10 protein-coding genes are annotated in these 25,919 nt (G+C 42.7%); 8 read left to right on the top strand and 2 right to left on the bottom strand.

What is annotated here, in order from left to right; translation table 11 throughout:
- Window positions 1-435: 435 nt before the first annotated feature.
- A complete protein-coding gene (locus ACFFAP_RS17025) occupies window positions 436-606 on the bottom strand; it encodes a hypothetical protein (protein ID WP_375512316.1) in 171 nt (56 codons plus the stop codon).
- A gap of 192 nt (window positions 607-798) precedes the next feature.
- Here ACFFAP_RS17025 and ACFFAP_RS17020 point away from each other — a divergent pair, with 192 nt between their 5' ends.
- The 8 genes from ACFFAP_RS17020 to ACFFAP_RS16985 all read left to right on the top strand — a co-directional run bounded on the left by ACFFAP_RS17020 (window position 799) and on the right by ACFFAP_RS16985 (window position 24,967).
- Window positions 799-3,963, top strand: coding sequence for a putative Ig domain-containing protein (locus tag ACFFAP_RS17020; RefSeq protein ID WP_375512315.1), 3,165 nt, complete (start codon window positions 799-801; stop codon window positions 3,961-3,963).
- A 136-nt stretch (window positions 3,964-4,099) separates the two neighbouring features.
- Window positions 4,100-9,517, top strand: a complete 5,418-nt coding sequence (locus tag ACFFAP_RS17015; protein ID WP_375512314.1) for a phytase — start codon at window positions 4,100-4,102, stop codon at window positions 9,515-9,517.
- An 827-nt stretch (window positions 9,518-10,344) separates the two neighbouring features.
- A complete protein-coding gene (locus tag ACFFAP_RS17010) occupies window positions 10,345-13,434 on the top strand; it encodes an esterase-like activity of phytase family protein (RefSeq protein WP_375512313.1) in 3,090 nt (1,029 codons plus the stop codon).
- A 394-nt stretch (window positions 13,435-13,828) separates the two neighbouring features.
- The gene (locus tag ACFFAP_RS17005; RefSeq protein ID WP_375512312.1) at window positions 13,829-16,495 is read left to right on the top strand and encodes an alkaline phosphatase family protein; all 2,667 of its coding nucleotides are present in this window, start codon (window positions 13,829-13,831) and stop codon (window positions 16,493-16,495) included.
- 447 nt (window positions 16,496-16,942) lie between these two features.
- Window positions 16,943-18,553 (top strand): putative Ig domain-containing protein, encoded by a 1,611-nt coding sequence (locus ACFFAP_RS17000; RefSeq protein ID WP_375512311.1) that lies wholly within the window; start codon window positions 16,943-16,945, stop codon window positions 18,551-18,553.
- Between the two features lie 804 nt (window positions 18,554-19,357).
- Entirely contained in the window at window positions 19,358-22,360 is a 3,003-nt protein-coding gene (locus ACFFAP_RS16995) for a peptidase domain-containing ABC transporter (protein WP_375512310.1), read from the top strand.
- Between the two features lie 290 nt (window positions 22,361-22,650).
- The gene (locus ACFFAP_RS16990; RefSeq protein WP_375512309.1) at window positions 22,651-24,219 is read left to right on the top strand and encodes an HlyD family efflux transporter periplasmic adaptor subunit; all 1,569 of its coding nucleotides are present in this window, start codon (window positions 22,651-22,653) and stop codon (window positions 24,217-24,219) included.
- Window positions 24,220-24,469: 250 nt separating this feature from the next.
- Window positions 24,470-24,967, top strand: coding sequence for a DUF427 domain-containing protein (locus ACFFAP_RS16985; RefSeq protein WP_375512308.1), 498 nt, complete (start codon window positions 24,470-24,472; stop codon window positions 24,965-24,967).
- A gap of 240 nt (window positions 24,968-25,207) precedes the next feature.
- Here ACFFAP_RS16985 and purQ read toward each other — a convergent pair whose 3' ends face one another.
- Window positions 25,208-25,882: a phosphoribosylformylglycinamidine synthase subunit PurQ gene (purQ, locus tag ACFFAP_RS16980; protein ID WP_375512307.1), complete on the bottom strand. Its 675-nt coding sequence runs from the start codon at window positions 25,880-25,882 to the stop codon at window positions 25,208-25,210.
- Window positions 25,883-25,919: the final 37 nt, after the last annotated feature.

The raw sequence follows: 25,919 nt of genomic DNA, 5'->3' as shown, positions 1-25,919 counted from the left end.
TCTAAGTTTTATCATCTGTTGATGTCCTAATCACCAAGGCTTTTGCTATAAAAATATCCAACTACTTATTGTGAGGCGGGCATCTTGTCCGCCTTTTTTTATGGGCGGACGAGATGCCATAACAAATATTTGTTCTTTTAACCTTTTGCTAGTGGTTTCTTAATGTTACTGAGATAGTTTGAGGTTGCTGAATATGGATTAATACTACTAAAATATGTATTTGTTTGACTAAGTAAGTCAGTTTTTGGGTGAATTAAGTTTTTGCATTCATCCTTTTGTAGTTATGGGATGCGATCGCTCTAGTTGCCTTTGGTGATACCATTTCACTTTAATAATGATACAAATACACGGGTAGGTCATGGCAATGCCATGCCCCTACGAGAAATCTATATATATAGCAAGGGACTCAATACTTGGTGAAAAGTCTTTTTGTGTCTAAGTTTTATCATCTGTTGATGTCCTAATCACCAAGGCTTTTGCTATATCAGGATTTTCGTGAATTGGTACAAGTGTCCCGATCACACTTAATACATAAGCAATTGCATCTGATTTAGTAACGATCGCTTTCACATAACTAACTACCCTTGTTCGATCTATAGGACTCATATTTGATTGCGTGAAAAAAACTCAGTACACCTTTATTCCTTTTTCCCAGTCCCAAGTATTGAGTCCCCAGTCTCTACGAGTAATTCAGGAATCAAATCGAATTGCTATAAATTGTTTGTGAATTAATTGGCTTCGCTAAAATTAATGACTTTTTGTTTTAAGCTTGTTTCCCACAATTAAAAGAAAATTGTTATGCCTACAAATCTAACTGCGGGCGATGTCGCATTTCTGAGTCTAATTGCCGATAATCCCGACACCTTCTCTTTCGTGCTGCTGAAAGACATCGACGCTGGGACTATCATTAATGTTACAGATAATGGCTGGCAGTCGTCAGGCTCTTTGCGTACTGGCGAAGGAGTTTTGCAGTATATAGCACCCACGGCTCAGTTCGGCGATCCTATAGAATTAGATTTAGGCGGTCGGGGCATTCGGGAAATCCGCAAGAATTCCAATAACCAGTATCTCATTATTGCTGGCCTAGCAGGAGACGCAGGAGCAGCCCCTAACGATTTCCGTCTCTACACTTGGGATGGCAATCCCAACAGCGCTTTGCAATTGCGTACTGCCACTTTTCCTGCTAGCTTTAACCCTGAAGGAATTATCAGTATCGCTGATAACTTAACAAATACCTCTCAAATTCAATTCGTCAGTGATGATGGCAACAGCATTCTCTACAATGATGGGACATCTGCCAAAGACCTCTCAGAAAACAATTTCAAAAAGTTCTGCACCGATAGCATTACACTGAGCGCTGTAGTCTTAAATCCTCGGATTCACGACATTCAGGGTGCATCCCACATCTCACCGTTAAATGGACAAGATGTAGCTAATGTACCGGGAATTGTCACCGCCCTGAAATCTAATGGTTTCTACATCCAAGATTCCAACCCAGACAGCGACGATCGCACTTCTGAAGGCATTTTTATCTTCACCTCATCAGCGCCAACTGTGCAAGTAGGTGACTCAGTACAAGTAAGCGGTACGGTAACAGAATTCCGTCCTGGTGGCGCTACTGGTTCTAACAACCTGACAACCACAGAAATTACTAACCCCACAATTGTCAAACTCTCCAGTGGCAATGTAGCAACTGCCACGATTCTAGGTAATGGCGGCAGAACCATTCCAACCTCAGTAATCGATAACGACACTATTGGTAATATCGAAACTGGAACCACCACCTTTGACCCTGCCCAGGATGGCATTGATTTCTACGAAAGTTTAGAAGGAATGCTAGTACAGGTAAATAATCCTGTGGCAGTTAGCCCAACAAATTCTTTTGGGGAGATTTGGCTACTGGCGGACAATGGCGCTAATGCCACCGGACGGACAGCACGCGGTGGTGTGGTGATTAGTCCTAATGATTTTAATCCAGAGCGCATTCAAATTGATGACGCACTGTTTACCTCTGGTAGCTCACCCCAGGTTAACGTCGGTGCTACTTTCGGCACAATTACGGGTGTAGTTGATTATAGTTTCAGCAACTACGAAGTTCTGCCTACCTCGGTGACAGTTACTTCCAACACACTGACCAAGGAAGTCACTCATTTAACTCCCACTACTAACCAACTGACAGTTGCTACCTTCAACGTCGAAAACCTTGACCCAGGCGATGGTACAACCAAGTTTAACAACCTTGCCAGCCGCATTGTCAATAATCTGAAATCACCAGATATCATTAGTCTGGAAGAAATTCAGGACAATAACGGGCCGACGAATGATAGCGTAGTTGATGCTAGCACAACCTTTCAAACATTAATTAATGCAATTATTGCTGCTGGTGGCCCCACATATCAATATCGCCAAATTAACCCAGTGGACGATACAAATGGTGGTGAACCTGGTGGAAATATCCGGGTGGGCTTCTTGTTTAATCCCAATCGTGTCAACTTTGTAGATCGCCCCGGTGGTACTTCCACCAACACTACAGTTAGCAATGTTTCTGGTGTTCCTACAGTTTCTAATAGTCCTGGTTTGATTGACCCCACAAACTCGGCCTTTGCTAGCAGTCGTAAGCCGTTAGTTGGTGAATTTACTTTCAACGGTAAAACTGTTTATATAATTGGCAACCACTTTAATTCTAAAGGTGGCGACCAACCGCTATACGGGCCGAATCAACCGCCAACCCTCATTAGCGAAGTGCAGCGTCAGCAACAAGCTACCTTGGTGAAAAACTTTGTTCAAAGTATTTTAGCGATCGACCCCAATGCCAATGTAGTAGTAGCGGGTGACTTGAATGACTTTGAGTTCTCCAACCCCGTCAGCACCCTAGAAAGGGCTGGGCTAACTTCCCTAATTGAAACCCTACCTGCAAATGAGCGTTATACCTACAACTTTGAAGGCAACGCGCAGACACTTGACCACATTTTAGTGAGTAACAACTTACGCAGCAAGCTAGATGGGTATGATGTAGTTCATGTCAACTCAGAGTTTGCCGACCAGGATAGCGATCACGACCCTAGTGTGGCTCGCTTTAATATATCTGGAAACATATCTGGAAACAATCCACCCACGGTGCAAGCGCTTGATGACCAAATCATCTCTACTAATAAACCTTTCTTTTTCAATATCAGTAACAAATTTGCTGATATCGATCAAGGCGACACCCTCAACTACAGCGCTACAGGTTTACCCACTGGTTCTAGTATTGTTGCCAACACAGGTGTAGTATCCGGCACTATTTCCCAAATCGGCATTTTCGCAGTCACAGTTACCGCTACTGATAGCAGTGGTGCTAAGGTTAGCGATACCTTTGACCTGACTGTAGCCAATAACAAGGCGACATCTGGCAACGACATCATCTTTGTCAGCGAACTTACTGGTTCGGATAAATACATAGTCAATGCTCTAGCTGGGAGCGATCGCGTCATCGGCACTAATGCCAGTGAGTCAATTGATGGTGGTGCAGACAATGACTACCTTGATGGCAAGGGAAGCGCCGACATCCTCTGTGGGGGCAATGGCGATGACACAATTTTAGGCGGAATTGCCAGTGACATACTTTCTGGAGGGAAGGACAATGACCGCCTCATTGGTTGGGGGGGTGGCACAAGCGAAATTGACATACTCAACGCCGATCAGGGTGCAGATACTTATGTCTTGGGTGATACCAGTTCAGTTTTCTATACCAGTTCTGGTAACGCTGACTATGCCGATATTGCCAGCTTTAAAGCTAAGGATAAAATTGAACTCAAGGGAGTTGCTAGCAATTACTCACTAGCGTCTATATCAGGCGTGTCTGGCAACAAGTCTGCTGTCGGCATCTTTACCAACAATGGAACAGAGTTAATTGCTGTTGTTGAGGATGGGTTAAAGCTAAAGACGAATTTGGCAACCGATACTGGCTTTGTATTTGTTTAACGCAGATTCAAGCGATGTCTAATACCAATTCACAAAAATCCTGATACATATAGATTTCTCGTAGGGGCATGGCAATGCCATGCTCCTACCATTTTTAAAGCAGTTTAATATCTGGAATCTACCTCAGAACTAACCTATGGTAACTACAAGCACAATTCGCTTTTCTCAGTTCAATGCTTCTTTGAATCGCAACGCAAAAGATCAGCTAGTAACCGACCTGTCTACGGCTGACAATGCTCAAGCAAAAGCTGTTGCGGAAATTATCCAGCGTAACAACCCAGATGTGCTGCTGATCAATGAGTTTGACTACTCACAAGAAGCAGTTCAGTTATTCAAGCAAAATTACCTTGCAGTCAGCCAGAATGGTGCAAATCCTGTTGATTACCCTTACTTTTACATTGCTCCTTCCAATACGGGTATTGCCTCTGGGTTTGACTTGAACAACAACGGCGCAGTAGTTACAACCCCAGGCGAACCGGGATATGGCGATGATGCCTTCGGATTCGGTAATTTTCCTGGTCAATATGGGATGTTGCTGCTGTCCAAATATCCCATCGATACAGCTAACGTCCGCACCTTCCAAAACTTCCTCTGGAAGGATATGCCTAATGCTTTGCTTCCCGATGATCCTACAACACCACAGCCGAATGATTGGTATTCTCAGGACGAACTGGAAATTTTACGTCTCTCCTCCAAGAGTCATTGGGATGTACCAATCAAGGTAAACAGCGAGACAATTCATGTCCTCGCCAGCCACCCCACACCCCCAACCTTTGATGGGCCGGAAGACCGCAACGGCAAGCGCAACCACGACGAGATCCGCTTTTGGGCAGACTATATTACTCCTGGTAAAGGTAATTACATCTACGATGATGAGGGGAAAACGGGCGGGATTGCTGCTGGTTCAAGCTTTGTGATTGTGGGTGATCAAAATGCAGATCCGTTGGATGGTGATAGTTTTGACAACGCTATTCGCCAACTATTGCAAAATCCTAATATCAATACTAATGTCATCCCTACCAGTCTTGGTGGCGCCCAACAAGCAGACTTACAAGGTGGTGCAAACGCTAGTCAAAAAGGGAATCCTAGCTTTGATACCGCAGACTTTGCTGATACGACTCCCGGAAATCTGCGGACTGATTACGTGCTACCTTCCGCTAACCTAACAATTGCCAACTCAGGAGTATTTTGGCCCCTGAATACCGACTCAACGTTCCCCTTGGTGGGTACTTTTCCCTTCCCCAGTTCTGACCATCGCTTAGTATTTAAAGATGTGCAAACTGGGCCAACTGAACCAGGTAAAACCATTCCGCGTCTAAGATTTCAGGGACAGTCTACTTTCGTTACTGGTTTTATTCCTACTGACGCGGCGGGAACCGTAAATGGGGTACAGACTCCGGTGGGTGGATTATCTGGTGTCACCTACGATGCAGTTAACAACCGCTACTACGCTATCTCAGACGATCGCTCTCAATTTGGTCCTGCCCGCTTCTATACTTTCACTGCTGATACTGGGGTGACTTTTACCAATGTCACACCCCTGAAAGATACCAACGGCAACTTTTTTGCAACCAACAGCCTTGACCCTGAAGGCATTGCTTTTACCAATAATGGGACAGTCTTCATCTCTTCAGAAGGCGAAGTCAATCCTACTGCTGGTCGTGTTACCAATCCCTTTATTAAGGAATTTTCCCTTACAACGGGGCAAGAAGTAGGATCGCTATTTGTCCCTACCAAGTTTTTGCCAATAGTTGAGGATACCAACAACAACGGTATTGTCGATGCAGGTGATACGCAGAAATCAGGCGTTTACAATAACTTAGCCTTTGAAAGCCTCACCATTACACCCGACCAGAAAACCCTATTCACCGCCACTGAAAACGCGCTTTCCCAAGATGGATTAAAGGCTTCACTCACCAGTGGCAGTCCTTCCCGAATTCTGCAATACAATCTGCTTAGTGGACAGCCAGAAAAGGAATACCTCTACATCACCGATGCGATTGCCCAACCACCCAACCCTAGCACAGGTTCTAGTGACAATGGTTTGGCAGATTTACTCGCGATCGACAATCGAGGCACATTGCTAGCATTAGAACGCTCTTTTTCTGCGGGTGTCGGCAACACCATCAAAATCTACGAAGTTTCTTTGCAAGGTGCAACTGACATTAGTTTTTACGATTCTCTCAATAATCTGAGTACTGAGCAACTAGCTGCTATCCAACCCGCTCAAAAGCGCTTACTGCTGAATTTAAATGATTTAAACTTGCCTAACGGTACAGATAACATCGAAGGTATCACCTTTGGCCCCAAACTAGCAGATGGTCGTCAGTCGATTGTATTGGTAAGTGATAATAACTTCAGCCAAAGCCAATTTACCCAAATTCTCACACTGGATGCAGACTTAGTTCCAACTGCTGCACCCACGCTAGAAACCCGTCCCGATTTATTCGACGATGAAACACTCCCAGTTGATCAACGGGCTGATGCTGATGACCCTGCCATTTATGTTAATGCCACAAATTCTGCCGATAGCTTAGTACTAACCTCAGTCAAAAATGCGGGATTGCGGGTTTATGACTTATCTGGTAATTTGTTGCAAACAGTTAATCCGGGTGGCATTCGCTACAACAATATTGACCTGCAATACGGTTTTAAATTAGGCAATCAATCTGTTGATATTGCCGTAGCTAGCGATCGCCAAAATGATAAACTAGCAATCTTCAAAATTAACCCCAACCCCACTACACCCGGTCAATACCTGGAAAATATCACCGATAGCAATATTGGTACTATCTTCCAAGCATCACCTTTTGAACCTCCTTATTCTGCATCAACTCGCAGTTCTTACGGACTTAGCTTATACCGTAGCCCCGTAACCAATGATTACTATGTCTTTACTAGTCGCCGCCAAACTGGAGACATAGCTCAGTTCAAATTGATTGACAAAGGTAATGGCCAAATTGGAGCGGAACTGGTGCGGGAATTCACCATCCCCTCGCCTACCACAGAAGGGCGTTCTCCCCAAACAGAGGGTATGGTGGTTGACCAAGAAACCGGCTTTCTCTACATAGCCCAAGAAGATGTGGGCATCTGGAAATTCCAGGCAGAACCGGACGGTGGCACAACAGGTAAGCTGATCGATCGCGTTCGTTTTGAGGGTGGTTCTCACCTCACCGACGACGCAGAAGGGTTAACCATCTACTACGGCAAAAACGGTACAGGCTACCTGCTAGCATCCAGCCAAGGCGATAGCACCTTTGTTGCCTACACTCGTGAAGGTAACAACGAATACGTAGGCAACTTTGCCATTGGTAACAATGGATCAATTGACAGCGTACAAGAGTCAGACGGTGCTGATGTCATTAACCTCCCACTGGGGCCTAACTTCCCATTTGGTTTATTTGTTACCCAAGACGGCTCCAATGAACCTGCTAAGACAATCGATGGCGAAAATGTTAACTCTAACTTTAAGCTAGTGCCTTGGGAAAACATCGCCAATACCTTCCCTAATTCTCTAAATATCGACACCACTAGTTACGATCCCCGCAATCCTGTTGCCCAACCCAAGCTGACTATCTATGAATTTGACAACTTACCTAAGTTAGGGACGACCTCTAAAGGTCAAGATATTTTCTTAGGCGGTTTCTCTGGATTGTATTTCCAAGGGTTTGCAGCAAATGGCAACCTGAAATTTGTCACCAACACAGACCGTGGCCCCAATGGAGATTCTAATGGTTCAAACAGACCATTTTTCTTGCCCGACTTCCAACCAGAAATAGTCAGTTTTGAGCTTAACCGCACCACAGGTGAAATCAGCATTACCAATAGAACAGGACTATTTTGCCAAGATGGGACGACACCATTAACTGGATTGCCTAATTTGCAAGCTGGGGCAAATGGTTTGGCTTACACTGATGAAATTGCTGTTGACTTAAACAACAATATTCTAGCTAACGATCCTTTGGGTGCTGACTTAGAAGGGATTGTAATTGCGGAAAATGGAGACTACTGGATGGTAGATGAATACCGTCCGGCAATTTACCACTTTGACGTTAATGGTAAATTAATTGACCGCTTTATTCCTCAAGGAACTGCCACTGCACCCAACCCAGATCAACCCCCTGGAACTTTTGGCACTGAAGTATTGCCAGCAGTTTATGCCCAACGCCGCAATAACCGTGGATTTGAAGCTGTAGCGTTGGAAGGTAATAAATTATATGCCTTTATCCAGAGTCCAATTGATAATCCAGATGTTGCTAATGATGTGACATCCAAAGCTTCTCTCAACCTGCGAATTCTGGAGTTTGATATTTTCGCCAAGCAGGTAACAGGAGAATATTTATATCGCCTAGAAGGTTTACCGGCAACTGACAAAATTGGCGATGCAGTAGCTTTAGGTAACGGCAAATTTGCAGTAGTTGAGCGAGATGACAATGGTACATCTGCTGGCAATAAACTAATTTACCAAATTGATTTAGCTGGGGCGACCAACATCAACAACCCTGCTAACTTTACCTTGCCAGCTGGTAAAACTATTGAACAACTTTCCTCTGCGGAATTAGCTACTGCCAATATTACCCCTGTCAGCAAGAGTTTGATTGCTAATGCCGCTCAGTTGGGTTACACCGGGGTGGAAAAATTAGAAGGTTTAGCATTGGTAGCACCGAACACTCTAGCCTTGATTAACGACAACGACTTCAATGTTACGGGTAATACGGCTGCTGAAAAACTCGGTATCCTGGAACTACCCAATAACCTAACAACTGTACAGCCTACTTTCTTGAACGGTTTTGGTTCTAACAACAGCGATACTGTCAATCTTCAGCCAGGACGATTCTTTAGTGCAGGTGAGGGAGCAGACTTTGTAGAAGGCGCTCAAGGTAACACAATCATAGCCGGAAACGGTGATGACACAGTGCTTGCAGGCAGTGACTCTTCAGTTTCCGGGAATGACGGTAACGATCAGATATTTATTGGTCAAAATGGCCCGGCTCAAAATACCAGTGCTGATGGTGGCAGTGGTAATGATGTTATTACCGTAGTGGAAGCCAGTGGTAGTAATAATTTGTTTGGGGCGGCAGGTGATGATACTCTCACAGTAATTGAAGGTTCTCATCAATCATTATTCGGTGGCTCAGGTAAAGACACCCTCACGAGTAACGGTAGCAATAACCGTCTCTCTGGTGGTTGTGGAGATGACAAACTCTTCTCTAATGTCAATGACTCCCTATTTGGTGGCGATGGTGATGATGTGCTATTTGCTGGTCAAGGAGGTAGCGATCGCCTCAGTGGCGGTACTGGTGCAGACCAATTCTGGATTGCCAATAGCAGTCTGCCAAATAGCAAGAACATCGTCACTGACTTTACAGTTGGGATTGACAAAATCGGGCTTGGCGGTGTTAGCGTAACTCAATTTAGTGAGCTAACACTGTCGCAACAGTGTAGTGGCACTTTGGTGAAAATCGGAAATACAGAGTTGGTTTCATTACTAGGAATTATCTCAACGAGTCTGACTGCAAATGATTTCGTTTTTTCAGCTAGCGTTGTGGTTTAGTTTGTTGGCTAACGTCATCCCAATCCTAAATCATTCCTGAACAAAGAGATACCCGCCTTCTTTAAGAAGTCGGGTATCTAAACGTTTCATTAGTTGTAAAGATTTTCACAAATGGTATAAGTCCTGACGATTAAAATTGATGCGATCGCTAACCAACTCAAACTGCAAAAACTCAAATTTTATCTTTTGATAATTATCAACAAAGTAAGTTGCATTTAAAATATAAATATGTTGACTTTATCATCTCAAAATTTTGTTTATATAAATTTTAATCAGTATTAGTTTTTCTGGAAATACTTAATCATTTCTTCTATTTAATTTTATCTTATCTTAATCTTATCCTGGAAAAATATCTACTGCTAGCTAAGTTATCTCATAACTACTATCGACATTAAATTCTAAATCTCAGTATTCCAGATTCATTACTCACTAACACCAATACTACTCGGTTAAGCATTTTGAACTCTAAATTTGATTTGGAAAAAAGCATAAAGGGTAAGGGTTAAAGGTTTTTTCTTTACCTTTTCCCATTAACAGACAAGTATTGTCAGTAACACAGATTAGTAGTTGACATTCTACTATCATTTCTCAAAGTTTCGATAACTCTGAAAAAATACGTTTTCGTAAATGTATTCTCGGCATCTGGAAAACCTCACTTCTATTTCTCTCTTCCTTTAAGGAGAAAGACTTTGAATTTCCCCCCTTCCGGGTCGGGAAGGGGGTTAGGAGGTTAGGTTTTGGTGGACTTTTCCACATAACATGAATTGTCAAAATTTCAATAGCTTGTGATGCAGTTAAATCCATATACCCAACCAACATTTTAAATTATGGCAATTGAGTTAGTCGGCTTTGCTTCTTTACCTGCTGATACCTTTAGTGATGGGCCAGTTTCTGGTGCAGACGTTTCAGCCAATGGCAGAACGGGGCCTTTCCCAGGACAGCCAATACAGGGCTTTAGCGGTGTCCAATTTGCTAACAGCAACTCTTTGTACTTCCTATCAGATAATGGTTACGGTAGCAAAGATAATAGTGCAGATTTTTTACTGCGAATCAATCGTGTAGATCCAAATTTTAAAGGAACAGAAAATGGAGACGGCAGCGTTAAAGTTTTAGATTACATTCAACTGTCTGATCCTAACAAAAAAGTTCCTTTCCAAATTGTAAATGAGGGAACTACTGGAAGATTACTGACTGGTGCAGACTTTGATGTAGAGTCATTCGTCTTTGATAAAGACGGGACAATCTGGGTCGGAGACGAGTTTGGCCCTTACCTGCTGCATTTTGATGCCACTGGTAAATTATTAGAGGCTCCCATTACTACACCCGATCAATTCAAAACTTTAGATGGAGAAGCACCTAAAGTAATTGGTCATAGAGGTGCAAGTGGCTATCGTCCAGAGCATACCTTAGAGTCTTATAAGCAAGCAATTGAGAGAGGCGCTGACTTCATTGAGCCTGATTTAGTAGTTACAAAAGATGGTGTGTTAATTGCTCGTCATGAACCTGCTTTAGCAGTTCTGAACGCTGATGGTAGTGTCAATTTCAACAATACAACCACAGATGTTTACAAGCATCCAGAGTTTGCTGATCGCAAAAAAACAGTAAGTTTAGATGGAAACACAATTACAGGTTGGTTTGCTGAAGACTTCACCTTAGCTGAAATCAAAACTTTACGCGCAGAAGAACGTTTACCTTTCCGAAACCATTCCTTTGATGATCAATTTGAAATTCCTACCTTCACAGAAATCATCAACCTAGTTAAGCAAGTAGAAGCCGACACAGGTAAAAAAATTGGTATCTACCCTGAAACTAAGCATCCGACCTATTTGGCCGATGAAGCTACTTATGTAGGCACCACCAACAAAATAAACAGAAACATCAGTCAGTTATTAATCGATACACTGAAGGCAAATAACTTTACTGACCCCAGTCGGATCTTCATCCAGTCCTTTGAAGTATCTAATCTCAAACAGCTGCATGATAGCATTATGCCGGCGGCAGGGGTAGATATTCCACTTGTCCAACTTTTAGATGCCAGTGACATTGATATCAACGGTAAGATCATCGAAAGTCAGCCTTATGATTTGAAAGTCAGTGGTGACACTCGCACTTATGGCGACTTGCGAACTCCAGAAGGCTTGACTGAAGTTGCCACTTATGCTGATGGCATTGGCCCTTGGAAGCGGATGATTGTTAGTGTCAAAGGTACTGATGCTAATGGTGATGGCAAAGCTGATGATGTGAATGGGGATGGGGTAGTAAATGATGCTGATAAGACAACATTACCTCCCTCTACATTAATTCAAGATGCTCACAATGCAGGGTTGCAAGTTCATCCCTACACTTTCCGGGCGGAAGACCAATATTTAGCAGCAGATTACAAAGGCAAGCTAGAGTTAGAGATCCAGCAGTTCTATCAATTAGGTGTAGATGCACTATTTACAGACTTCCCAGATATCGGGGATAAGGTACGAGATCAACTCAGAGACGATCCTCAGTATAATGTAGTGCGATCGCCACAAAACCCCGATGTTCTCTCAGGAGATGCTTTTGCTAACTTAGCTAGCTCAAAAGGTTTTGAAGGCGGAGCAATCAACGCCAGCAAAACCAAACTCTATATGCTGTTAGAGGGTACGGTTCAAGGCGATACTCCCGGTGCTTTGCGGATTAACGAATTTGACCTTGCTAGCCATAAATACAGCGACCAATTACGTTACTACAGATTAGATAATCCGTCAAATTCGATTGGGGATTTAGCAGTCATTAATGATAATGAGTACCTAGTTATTGAACGGGATAACAATCAAGGATCTGCGGCTAAATTTAAGAGGATCTACAAAATAGACTTGTCTAAAACAGATTTTAATGGCTATGTAGCTAAAGAAGAAGTTGTAGACTTGTTAAACATCCAAGACCCCAAAGACCTGAATGGGGACGGCAAAACTACCTTTGACTTCCCATTCCAAACCATTGAAAATGTTTTAGTTGTTGACAAAAACACCATTTTGGTAGCTAATGACAATAACTATCCTTTCTCTACAGGTCGTCCTGGGAATGATCCTCAGAATCCAGTTATAGACAACAATGAAATTATTCTCCTAAAACTGGAGAATCCCCTCAATCTTGCTCCTGGTTTAGGTCAACCTCAATCTGAAGTAATTAAGTTTGGCTCCACTAGCAGCGATGATATTACACTTCAGCCAAATCAAACCTTATTTACAGGTGACGGAGCAGACTTTGTAGAGGGGAATATTGGTAACACTATCCAAACTGGCAAGGGTGATGACACGGTGGTGGTCGGCGGTGACTCCTCGGTGTCCACAGGAGACGGTAACGATCAAATTTTAATTGGTGCAAATAGCCCTGCTAACAACACTAGTGCTGATGGTGGTGCAGGTGATGACGAAGTTACCTTAGTTGAAGCCAATGGTAATAATAATCTATTTGGGGCAGCAGGTAATGATACTTTGACAGTAGTTGAAGGAACTGGTCAATTAACCTTCGGTGGCTCAGGTAACGACACTCTCAAGAGTGAAGGTAGCAATAACCGTCTCTACGGTGGTTCGGGTGATGACAAACTCTTCTCCAGTGTGAATGATTCGGTGTTTGGTGGCGATGGTGATGATGTGCTATTTGCTGGTCAACAAGGCGCTAATCGCTTGAGTGGTGGTGCTGGTGCTGACCAATTCTTTCTTGCTAACGCCAGTCTGCCAACTAGCAAGAACATTATTACTGATTTTACAATCGGCATTGATAAAATCGGGCTGGGCGGTATTGCCGTCAGTAATCTAAGGCTATTGCAACAGGGTGCTGATACTATAGTGAAAATCGGAAATACAGAGTTGGTTTCATTGCTGGGAATTGCATCAACTAGCCTCACGGTAAATGATTTCGTTTTTTCTGCTAGTGTCGTTTAGCTGAAAGTTCAACATTCAAAATTAGTTAAGCTGTAGCGATTTTGCTAATGCGGGGGAGTGATACTCCCTCGCTTTTTATATTTATATAGTAATAATTTTGCCTTTAAAGATCCTTGTGCTTTTCGTCCAAAATCTTAACTTGCTTATAACCTTCCTTAAACATTGAAAAACTATCTTTTGAGACAGTGGCCATTAGATTCATTTAATTTTCTCCACTAATTTATGTGGACACTAAGCATTTTGTCGCCAAATACTACTCAGGTTTCTGTAGCCAAGAATTTTTCGCTTGGGTTGAGTGTAATTAATCGCTCAGTCTCTATACACATAATTGCTGCGTAGGCGTAGCCAGGCGTAGGCATCGCTCGTAACTTACAATACTTAAGGAGTAGCTGACATGGCTGATACAAACGGCAACGGTAGAAATGTCATTATTTTTGTTGCAGATGGATTGCGTAACGGTTCTGTAAACCCCATTGACACCCCAACTTTATATAGCATCCGTCAGCAGGGAGTTAGTTTTGCCAATAGTCATTCGCTGTTTCCGACATTTACCACCCCGAATGCTTCTGCGATCGCAACGGGGCATTATCTTGGTGATACAGGTGACTTTAGTAACACTATTTATAGTGGTTTTCCTAGTCCTAATGCCAATGGTAGTGTCACGCCATTCATTGAAAATGATTCAGTTCTGGGGGATATTGACGAAAAGTTTCCCGGTAACAACTTTTTAGATGAAGAGTCACTCCTAGCTTATGCGCGATCGCAAGGTTTCAACACAGCAGCAGTTGGGAAATTAGGGCCTGTTGCCATCCAAGATGTTACACAAGTTAACCGAGAAGGTGGTACTACGGGTACTATTCCTACTCCCGATACAATTATTATTGATGACAGTACAAATGGTGCAACACCACCGACTACAGCTGCTGGTTCACCTTCTGCTGTTCCACTCGATCCAGATATTGTCGCTCGCTTACAAGCTGCTGGTCTAGATGTAAAACCGACACTGCGAGTCCAACCAGCTGGTACTAATACAACTCCTGGCACCCTGAATGCCAATGTGGCTCAACAACAATACTTCGCAGATGCCACTACCAAAGTAATTTTACCCAAGTTTCAAGAAGATGCTAAACCATTCGCATTGGTTTACTGGTCAAGAGATCCCGATGGTAGTCAACACAATCAGGGTGATAGTTTAAACACCTTGACACCAGGTATCAATGGCCCTACTTCAAAAGCTGGGGTCAAAAATGCTGATGATAATTTAAAGCAACTTCTTGACTATCTCAAGAGTACAGGCTTAGACAAGACTACTGATGTTTTTATTACTTCTGACCACGGTTTTTCTACGATCAGTAAACAAGTTATTGATAGCCAAGGTACAAAAACTACAAGTTATGCTGCTACTCAAACATACGCTGGCGTAAATCCGGGATTTTTACCAGCAGGCTTTGTTGCTATTGATTTGGCTCACGATCTAGGTCTATCCCTATACGATCCTAACCCTACAACCCTCCCCCCAGACCTCAACCACATTCAGTATGCGACTGTTGATGCCACGCAAGGTCAACGTCCTATTTCTGGGAATGGTGTAATTGGTGGTACAGGTGAAGTAATTAATGGGCAACTTGACCCAGGTACAAAGGTAGTTGTAGCTGCCAATGGTGGATCTGACCTAATTTATCTACCTAATGGCAATGCTGCCTTAGCTACACAGGTAGTGAATTTGCTCTCGCAGAAGGACTATATCAGTGGTATTTTCGTAGACGATGCCTATGGAACTATTCCAGGTGCTTTACCACTGAGTGCGATCGGGCTAAAAGGTGATGCTCAAACACCAGTTCCATCTATTGTTATCAACTTCAAAAGCTTTAGCACAGACCCAAATAACCCAAATAACCCTCAAGCTCAAGTAGAAATTGCTGACACAACTTTGCAGCAAGGGCAGGGGATGCATGGCAGCTTTGGTCGAGGTGATACCTTCAATAATATGGAGGCTATTGGCCCCGACTTTAAACAAGGCTATGTGGACTATGCGCCCGTCAGTAATGCTGATGTAACGCCTACACTTGCTCGTATTTTAGGGTTAGAAATTCCCAGTAATGGCGATTTGAAAGGTCGTGCCATTACAGAAGCACTGGTGGGAGGCCCAGATGCAGTTTTTTCCACTAAAGAAGTCTTGACTTCGGAAGAAACTACTAATGGTCAAGCAACAACTCTAGATTATCAAAGTGTAGGTAATACTCAGTACTTTACAGCAGCAGGGTTTGATGGTGGTACTGTTGGACTAACAACATTAGATATTCAATTTGGTTCTACCAATAGTGATGATGTCACCCTCAAGCCAAAGCAAACCTTATTTACAGGTGACGGAGCAGACTTTGTAGAGGGGAATATTGGTAACACTATCCAAACTGGCAAGGGTGATGACACGGTGGTGGTCGGCGGTGACTCCTCGGTGTCCACAGGAGACGGTAACGATCAAATTTTAATTGGTGCAAATAGCCCTGCTAACAACACTAGTGCTGATGGTGGTGCAGGTGATGACGAAGTTACCTTAGTTGAAGCCAATGGTAATAATAATCTATTTGGGGCAGCAGGTAATGATACTTTGACAGTAGTTGAAGGAACTGGTCAATTAACCTTCGGTGGCTCAGGTAACGACACTCTCAAGAGTGAAGGTAGCAATAACCGTCTCTACGGTGGTTCGGGTGATGACAAACTCTTCTCCAGTGTGAATGATTCGGTGTTTGGTGGCGATGGTGATGATGTGCTATTTGCTGGTCAACAAGGCGCTAATCGCTTGAGTGGTGGTGCTGGTGCTGACCAATTCTTTCTTGCTAACGCCAGTCTGCCAACTAGCAAGAACATTATTACTGATTTTACAATCGGCATTGATAAAATCGGGCTGGGCGGTATTGCCGTCAGTAATCTAAGGCTATTGCAACAGGGTGCTGATACTATAGTGAAAATCGGAAATACAGAGTTGGTTTCATTGCTGGGAATTGCATCAACTAGCCTTACAGTAAATGATTTCGTTTTCTCTGCTAGCGTCGTGGCTTAGGAACGCGGATTTAATAAAGTACAAAACCTCACCTTTAACCCCTCTTCTTACTTAGGAGAGGGGAGCAAAAAGCCTAATTTTTCCTTACTCCTCCCTCGCCTTGTAGGAGAGGGAGGTTGGGAGGGAGAGGTTCATCGAATTGACTTAAGTTAACACGTATAGACGCCGCCGTAAACGAGAAGAACTTTACCCTCAATCCCTCTCCGTGAGTTCAAAGAGGGAAGCCGGAGGCAGGGTGAGGTTTTATATTTAAGTGATTAAATTGCCGCTTCCGTTATAGCGTTGATCTGCGGTAGTGTAACAGTGATAAGATATCGGGCACGGACTGAAGAGTGCTTTTTGAGTTGTCGTAGTAAAAGACAATAACTCTACTATCTCAGCCTGATTTTTTCATAGCCTTTTTTTGGCGAAGATATTCATAAATAGTAAGTATTAATCAATAAGATCATGACAGCACCAGTCTTGTCCAAGGCGATCGCAGACCAGCAAGCCACTGTAGGTAGTCTCTTCAGCTTCACTGTACCAGATGACACTTTCACTGATCCAGATGTCGGAGATACCCTCACCTACACAGCAACTCTGGAAGACAATACGCCTTTGCCGAATGGGTTGAAGTTCGATGCTGCTACCAAGACTTTCAGTGGTACTCCTGATAATGGAGAGGTAGGTAGTAGAAACATCAAAGTTACCGCTAAAGATGTTGGTGGAGAAACAGCCAGTGATGTGTTTAAACTCACGGTTAATAATGTCAACGATCCTCCAGTCTTGTCTAAGGCGATCGCAGACCAGCAAGCCACTGTAGGTAGTCTCTTCAGCTTCACTGTACCAGATGACACTTTCACTGATCCAGATGTCGGAGATACCCTCACCTACACAGCAACTCTGGAAGACAATACGCCTTTGCCGAATGGGTTGAAGTTCGATGCTGCTACCAAGACTTTCAGTGGTACTCCTGATAATGGAGAGGTAGGTAGTAGAAACATCAAAGTTACCGCTAAAGATGTTGGTGGAGAAACAGCCAGTGATGTGTTTACACTTGCGATCGCTGACGCGACTCCTCTACTGACAAACATTACAGGCGATATCTTTAGTGTCAAGACTAAGCTGAACATTAAAGGTGATAAAGGAAGACTCTCAATCAAGATTAAAACCAACACCTCCAAAGAGGTGAATGAACTGAGTGTATTTACCGTTGACGATGAACAAGGTAGGATTAACGGCATAGCCCCTGGTGCAGAAGGCTATACGCAAGCAGCTCTTTCGCGCTCCAAGCTGATTTTCTCTACCCTTGCTAATCTGCCTAATGATTTTAATCCTGCCGACCTGACAAACATCTTAGAATTTGACTCTGATACCAAACTCAGATTTTATCTGGTATCTAACAGCACTACTCAGGATGTAGTGTCTGGAAAAAGCTCTTTCTCAAGCGTTACTTTTTCCTCAGCTACAAATAACAACACAGAAGAGGAAGGGTTTTCTCTCAACTTCCCGAATTTGGTTGTGACGATTCAGCCAACAGATCAACAACTAACTTTAGGTACAAGTCTGCAAGAGCAGTATCAAGGGGAACTGATTGATTTACAGGGTGTGGCACAATCGGTAACAGCTAACTTTGCAGTCAACAGAGAAGCTTCTTACAACAACTTTGTGGGCTTTTATCAGGTGGCTGATCAGAATGGTGGCATTGACACCAATGGTGATGGCAAAGCAGATATTCTCGTAGGACAGGCTGGTTACGCCCAAGCCGCCGTGCGTGGGCGTGTTTCAGGCATTGACTTGACAGTGAATAACCAAGGGACAGCAAATTCCACTGGGACTTTCGGGGCTGATTCTCTGTTTGCACCATTTATTATTGTTGATGCTAGTCCCGATGCGATTCTCAATAACAATGCCAATAAGGATGTTTACTTCGCATTCTTGGGTGCTAACTCAGACAAGACAGATCACATTCGGACGTTAGGGAACAACACCTTTGGCTTTGAGGATTTGGCAAATGGTGGTGACAAAGATTACAACGATATAATTGTGCAGGTAAATTTAAGTGTCAATCCTGCATAATATCCAATGCGAGTAATTACTTAGCAAAATAAAACAACCTCATCTCGCAATCGGGATCAGGTTGTTTATGCAAAACAATTAGATGGACTCGATATTAATTAAACAAGTAGATTTACTGAAGGCAGTTATTGTCTTTACTTAATACATTTAATACTTAATCGCTGTAAGGTGACAAAAAATCTTCATCTTTACTTTTCTAGTTAATTTTTATTAAATTAAGCTAGCAAAATCATGGGGAATTCTTTTACAAATCGGGTATAGCGCTGTTTACCAAGGAAAGTTTACCATTTTGCCATCAGTGATACTGTCAATCCTTATATTCAAGAATTTGTAAAAAATAATTCCGAAACTTAAAGTTTTTTTTATTACATAATTCTTAATTAGGGTATTTACTTAAAAAAGCATTTGTGATAGTTTCATGTTGATTATCATAAATTAAAATGGGCGACGCTAAATTTAACAACTGCGTTTTTGTGTTTTAGTTTGATGAGTATCCATTTTACATAGCAATGCTAAATACTGATTTTAAGTTTGTATAAATTATGTAGCATTAATCAATTGATAACTTATCCTGAATGTATTTACACTATACTTTATTTTGAAAAACGCATAATTAATTGTAACAGGGTGATATAAATACAGACCTGCAATTAGACGAACCTCTTCTGTGTACTTTTGCATATTTAGACACCGGAATTTCACAGAAGTCTTGCCAACGACTAGCAAAACAGTAAAGACTACCACTGTTAGTAAGAAATACTCCCTAATAATTTCGGCTTAATTCCTCACTTTTACTTGTTTTATATGACTTATATTAAGAACACTTTTCTGGAATTTGTCACTACCCTAGAAGGATTTGAGCATTTACCAGATGCAGCGATCGCTAACCTATCAGAACAGGTGCAAGCTTGGCGCTATCGGATAGGTCAGAAAATTATCGGTAAAGATAGTCTCCCAGAACACATCACGATCATTTATGAGGGACAAGTGCGCCTGTTGGGATACGATCCCCAGACGCAACTGCCAATTACCCTAAAATTGCTGCAACCTGGGGAAATTATCGGCGAAATTGGTTTGTTGCGCGATGTTGCCTGTGAAACCGCGATCGCCTCCACCGAAGTAGTATGTTTAACCTTGAGTGCATCGGCATATTTTAGCTTTCTGGGTTTATACCCAGCTTTTGCCAATGCTCGCAAGAACCGCAGTTATTTAGTGGAAGTTTTCGATATTCTCTGTTCATATTGGAAACAGCAACCGATCGCTACTTTAAATTTCAAAGAAGCGGCAGAAAACGCCTCACCACAGGCGAAAATACATTACCTCCCTCCAGGGGCAACTCCATTCAACCAACTTGATAGCGAAAGGGTCTGGTTTTTGAGTGGCGGAGGCACAGTAACGAATTTCTCACCTGGCGATCGCATAGAATCGGACAATGACAGAGACAATATCCAAGTCATAAGTCAAAACCCCGCACGGTTGGTTGGTATACATCCGTCAGATTTGATCTTGGAAGATAGTCATGAGATAGTACTTGCGGTAAGTAACACCAATTTAGATAGCACAGAGGAATTAGATATTCCCTACGCATCAGACGAAATAGTTCCCCAGACAGCCCCGCCAACCTCAAAGAGTTCGTCAAAACAAAAATACCCGTTTTTTAGTGGTAAAGGAGAATTAAATACAGCCTTCGCCTGCTTTCAAATGATCGCGAAGCACCTAGAAATGCCGTTTCGTCGAGAAGTGGTTCGGCGCATCTTAACTGAGCAAGTCAAACGTCAGGGTGTCATATCGTTTCAAGTTACTGCTTACCTGGCAGAGTTAATCGGACTGAAAGCGCAGTTGATAGAGCTACCAATCGCCTCAGTGTCGCGCATTCCGACACCGGCGCTGATTCGTTATGGTGATAATTTTGCAGTTTTATATGAAGTGGATGCACATACTGTAGTTGTGGGTGTCCCATCCAAAGGAATTGTGCGCTGCAAACCCGCTCAATTGGTTGAACAATTAGATGTTGATCCAACCGACTTTCCGCCCAAAGTTAGGGTATTATTGCTGACTGCCACCAATCAAACGCCGCAAGAGCGTTTTAGTTTACGGTGGTTTTTACCCTATTTAGCACGCCACCGTCGAGTCCTGATAGAGGTCTTTATCGCTTCCTTTTTCGTGCAGTTGGCAGCGTTGGCAAATCCTCTGGTGGTTCAGTTAATTATCGACAAAGTTATCACTCAAAATAGTATTGGCACATTACATATTTTGGGGATTTTGTTATTAGTAGTCGGACTATTTGAAGCAGTACTGACTACTTTACGAACCTACTTATTTGTCGATACCACTAACCGGATCGATATGGGTTTAGGGTCACAAATTATTGACCACTTGTTACGTTTACCACTGCGCTACTTTGAACGCCGGCCGGTGGGTGAACTTTCCACTCGCATCAACGAATTAGAAAATATCCGCCAATTCTTGACGGGTACTGCCTTAACAGTCGGGTTAGATGCTCTGTTTTCGCTAGTCTATATCGGTGTGATGCTGATTTACAGTTGGCAACTCACCTTAGTAGGCTTAAGCACAATTCCAATATTTGTGATTATCACCTTAATTGCTTCTCCCACCATTAGTAGACAGTTACGTGGCAAAGCTGAACGCAACGCCGAAACTCAATCTTATTTAGTGGAGGTGATGTCAGGAATTCAAACCGTAAAAGCGCAAAATATCGAATTGCGATCGCGCTTTTCTTGGCAAGAGCGTTACGCTCGGTTTGTCGCTGCTGGTTTTAAAACGGTTGTAACTTCTACCCTCGCTAACTCTACCAGTAATTTTCTCAATAAACTTAGTAGCTTACTCGTTTTGTGGGTAGGAGCTTATTTAGTACTCAAAGGAGAATTAACTTTAGGTGAATTAATTGCCTTTAGAATTATATCGGGTTACGTTACCAGCCCAATATTGCGTTTAGCTCAACTCTGGCAAAGCTTCCAAGAAACAGCCTTGTCTCTAGAACGTTTAAGCGATATTGTCGATACCCCACAAGAAGGAGAAACAGACCGCTACAATATACCCTTACCTACGATTAAGGGAGCAGTGAAATACGAAAATGTTTCCTTCCGTTTTGGTACAAGTGGCCCTCTGCAACTTTCTAATGTCAACCTCGAATTTGAGCCAGGGAAATTTGTCGGCATTGTCGGACAAAGTGGATCTGGTAAAAGTACGATGATGAAATTACTGCTGAGACTTTACGAAACTGAGTCCGGCAGAATTTTGATTGATGGTTATGATATTGCCAAAGTGGAACTCTATTCGCTGCGACGACAAATTGGCGTAGTTCCCCAAGAAACATTGTTGTTTGACGGAAGCGTTCAAGAAAATATTGCCCTAACCAATCCCGATGCGACAACCGAAGAAATTATCGAAGCGGCTCAGGTTGCGTGCGCCCACGAATTTATCATGAACTTACCCAACGGTTACAACACGCGGGTAGGAGAACGGGGTTCTGCACTTTCAGGGGGACAACGACAAAGAATTGCGATCGCCCGCTCTGTTTTACAACGACCAAAATTACTGGTTTTAGATGAAGCAACCAGCGCATTAGATTATCCCACAGAGCGGCAAATATGTCTCAATTTAGCCAAAGCTTTCAAGGGTGATACAGTATTTTTTATTACCCATCGGCTGAACACTGTAAGTAATGCAGACATGATCGTAGTCATGGATAATAGCAGGGTTATAGAACAAGGTAGCCATCACGAATTAATGGCTGCTAAAGGTCATTATTTTTACCTGTATCAGCAACAAGATGTGAACTTGTAATTAGTCATTGCATTGGGCATTGGGCATGGGGCACAGGGCATTGGGTATTGGGCATTAGTTATTAATTCTTGTCCTCACTCCCTCATCTCCCCCTGCTCCCTTATCCCCCTCATCCCCGTCACTCCCTGCATCTTTTTCAAAGGATTTTCAGTTTGACTAACATTCTATAGATATAGCAATAACTTAGGGTAGGTACTATCACAAAATATCAAAATCAAGGTTTTCGCATTGGTAAAGAGTGCCCACTCTACAAAAAATCCAAAATCTAAAATCCAAAATCTAAAATCGTTATGACTCAACTTAATGGGAATCACCTCAACGGGAATCAGAAAAATGGAGTCAAGCAAGATTCATCAGTACTTACAAAACAACAGAAAGCTGCTCAACAGTCTTTAATCAACTCAAGTAGTCAAGAATTTGAGCAATCTATTGTCTTGCGACAATCTCCAATGTGGTCGCGTACAATCATGATCACCCTAATGGCATTAGCCTGCTTTGGGATTGCTTGGGCTTATTTTGCCAAAATTGAGCAAGTAGTGCCAGCAACAGGGCAATTAAAGCCAGAAGGAACAGTCAAAGAAGTTCAGGCTCCTGTTAGTGGAGTTGTGAAAACAGTTAATGTTAAAGATGGGCAAGAAGTAAAGCCAGGAGATTTGCTGCTGACTTTTGATTCCATTGCTTCTGTTGCTGAATTAGATTCTTTGAATAAAATTCGCATTGCATTAACTAAAGAAAACCAGATTTATCGCCAATTGATGACGGCAACTAACGCCACGGGTTCTGAACTGTTATATTTGCGTGGTAATTTGCCACAAGAAACTGCTTTTCTGCTGAAAAGTCGGGCAACGTTAGTAGGAGAAAATGAATTATTACGGACTCAATTAAAAAATTCTGGTGTAGGTTCTGCACTAGGAATTGATGAGCAACAACTTCTACAAGTTGCCAAAAAAGAATTAGACTCTCGCTCTTTGGCAGCGCGATTAGAAGTAGAAAAAACCAAAAAACAATTAGCTCAAAATAAATATAAGCTGGAAGATAGTAAAGCAAGTTTAGCTATTCAAGTGGGGATTTTAGCTAAACTTAAGATATTATCAGAAGAAGGTGGTATTTCTCAGCTTCAGTATCTCAACCAACAACAAGAAGTACAAAACCGCACGGCAGAAGTAGCGCAATTAGGTGAGGAAGAAAAACGCCTCCAGTTTGATATAGAAAAAGGGCAACAAGAGTTAAGCAATACAGTGGCTCTTTCTGATAAAAATATTTTGGATAAGATAGCTGAGAACAAACAGCACATTGCCGACATCGATAGCCAATTCATGAAAGTTATTTTAGATAATGAGCAGCGTTTGGCAGATGTCAATAGTAAAATCTCTCAAGCAAAATTAAATGTTAAATATCAACAACTCCGTGCGCCTGTAGCCGGAACAGTTTTCGATTTACAAGCAAAAAACCCTGGATTTGTAGCGACTCCGACTACAAAACTGCTGCAAATAGTCCCAAATGAAAACTATATAGCTGAAGTTTTCATCACTAACAAAGATATTGGTTTTGTGCGAAAAGGTATGAAGGTAGATGTCAGAATTGACTCTTTTCCTTACAGCGAATTTGGCGATATCAAAGGGGAAGTGATGGGAATAGGATCAGACGCATTACCGCCAGATCAAACACATCAGTTCTATAGATTTCCGGCAAAGCTCCATTTAGATAAACAATCCTTAGTGATTAAGGGTAAAAATGTCACCTTGCAATCAGGTATGTCAATTAGTGCCAATATAAAAGTACGCGAAGAACGGACTGTGCTTAGTTTATTCACTGAGTTGTTTACCAAGCAAATTGATACTCTTAAAGAGGTACGTTAAAACAATTCGCTTTTTCGCCCATGACGCTCCTACGTCGCTAACGCTGCGAAGAGAGCAATTACGTTTTGTGACGGGGATTTAAACCCCGACACAAAACACGCTGCTTCTTAGTTGCAGGGGACTTAAACCCCCAAAGTTGGTTAAATCAGTGAACAGTCAACAGTTATCAGTTATCAGGCGTATATTGGGGGATAAAAAAGCGCTACTAACGCCTACCACTAATCGGCAATTATGACATCAAGATTTTACGATGATTAATTTTCAACGCATTGAACCCGCTCCCGGACAAGAATCAGTTTGGGATTACCCCCGTCCTCCTCGTCTTGAGGACACAAGTAAACATATCCAAATAATCTTTAACGGTGTAAGAATTGCAGATACCCACAACGCCAAACGTGTTTTAGAAACTAGTCATCCTCCTTCTTACTATATTCCCCCTGCGGATATCAAAATGGAATATTTGCAGCTGACACCGCAATCTAGCTTTTGCGAGTGGAAGGGAAGTGCTGGTTACTACACAATCCGAGTTGGTGAAAAAGAAGTCCATAATGCTGGCTGGTTCTACCCTAGCCCTACATCAGCTTTTGGAGCTATCAAAGACTATGTAGCTTTTTACGCTCATTTAATGGATAAATGCTACGTGAATGGCGAAGAGGTGCAACCACAACCAGGTAACTTCTACGGCGGTTGGGTCACCAGTGATATTGTTGGGCCTTTCAAAGGCGCTCCTGGTACTTGGGGATGGTGAGCCAATTTGAGATTTTGCGAAAATAACCCAAGGTGCTAATTATTCATTCGAGCGATCGCCGTTTGTAGAAAAATCTTAGTCTATCTTTCAGACAGCGATCGCAAAACACCCAACCTAGTACAGATCGGCAAAAATAAACCTACTATTTGATTACAGCCAGAAAGCCCAAAATTAAAGTATGGGTTACTTTTGACATTTTGAATTGCCTCAGTGTTAACTTTTGACTTCCGCCTTGCGGTACTAGGCTAATGCCGCTACCTTCTCTAACAATCCTTGAAACAGCCTCAAGCCATCGCTATTCCCCAGCATCGCGTCAGATGCTCTTTCTGGGTGCGGCATCATCCCCAACACATTGCCCTGGCGATCGCAAATTCCGGCAATGTTGTTCAGTGAACCATTGGGATTCTCCCCTTCATAGCGAAACACAACTTGCCCGTTATCTTCAATTTCTGCAAGAGTGGCTGCGTCAGCGTAGAATTGCCCCTCTCCGTGGGCAATGGGCAAAGTGATAACTTCACTATTGGTATAAGCTTGCGTCCAAGGGAGATTAGTCCGCTCAACTTTCAAGGGGACGCGATCGCAGATAAAATGCAAATCCCGATTTCTAGTCAACACCCCTGGCAAAAGTCCAGCTTCAGTTAATACCTGAAAACCGTTGCAAATACCGATTACAAACTTACCCTTTTGGGCATGTTCGATAACCTGCTGCATCACGGGTGAAAAACGCGCGATCGCACCGCAGCGCAAATAATCCCCGTAACTAAAGCCACCAGGGATGATAACGACATCCAAATCAGCAATGTCCGTTTCTTGATGCCAAACCATGCGAGTCGGTTGTAAGAGCAAGTCTCTGGTTACATAAGCAACATCGCGATCGCAATTAGAACCTGGAAAAACAACAACACCGAATTTCATAATTAATCAAAGGGAGTGGGGAGTGGGGAGTGGGGAG

It is taken from the genome of uncultured Nostoc sp. (assembly GCF_964245575.1).
In the GTDB taxonomy this organism is placed as follows: domain Bacteria; phylum Cyanobacteriota; class Cyanobacteriia; order Cyanobacteriales; family Nostocaceae; genus Nostoc.
Note: the sequence above shows the minus strand (reverse complement) of the source record. Positions and strands in the feature narration are given on the sequence as shown.